The organism is Gluconobacter sp. P1D12_c (genome assembly GCF_018812105.1).
GTDB lineage: Bacteria > Pseudomonadota > Alphaproteobacteria > Acetobacterales > Acetobacteraceae > Gluconobacter > Gluconobacter oxydans_A.
In genome coordinates this window covers 1-432 of the sequence record NZ_JACSIQ010000515.1, presented here as the reverse complement: position 1 = coordinate 432, position 432 = coordinate 1, and the positions used below count along the sequence as shown (strand labels likewise).

1 protein-coding gene is annotated in these 432 nt (G+C 44.0%); it reads left to right on the top strand.

Annotated elements, in window-relative coordinates; genetic code table 11:
- Positions 1–70 precede the first annotated feature (70 nt).
- The coding region (locus KP705_RS17935; protein ID WP_215765270.1) for a hypothetical protein at positions 71–432 on the top strand (362 nt) is incomplete at its 3' end.

Sequence of the window (432 nt, the reverse complement as noted above, 5' to 3'; positions counted from 1 at the left end):
AAAATATGGTTCAAATCTGTATTTCAGGGGGACTGAGTTCACTCATAATGAGGATCATGAAACCCTTAACATGCATATGAATATCCTCTTTGATCTGCCGTATTTGAAGGGGAACGGCTGGCAGGATTTTCTTGCTGATGTTCGTGAGAGGATGTCGTGCATTGTTAAGGATGCGGGAACTCTTGAGTCTGTTGATGAGGTCACAAAATATGTGACTAAGCCGAACGATATTGAGACGATGGAGGATGGCCATCTTGAGTGGTTCTATAATGAGACACTCAATACGCGACTGATACAGAGGTACGGATCGTTTAAGGAGTTCAAGGGGTCTCTTAATGATGAGAGGCTTCGCATCGTTCGAGATCAGTCTGATGGATCTCTGAAGATGATGAAGAAGCGTGTCATCAATGATGCTGAGCTTTTCACGAAGCG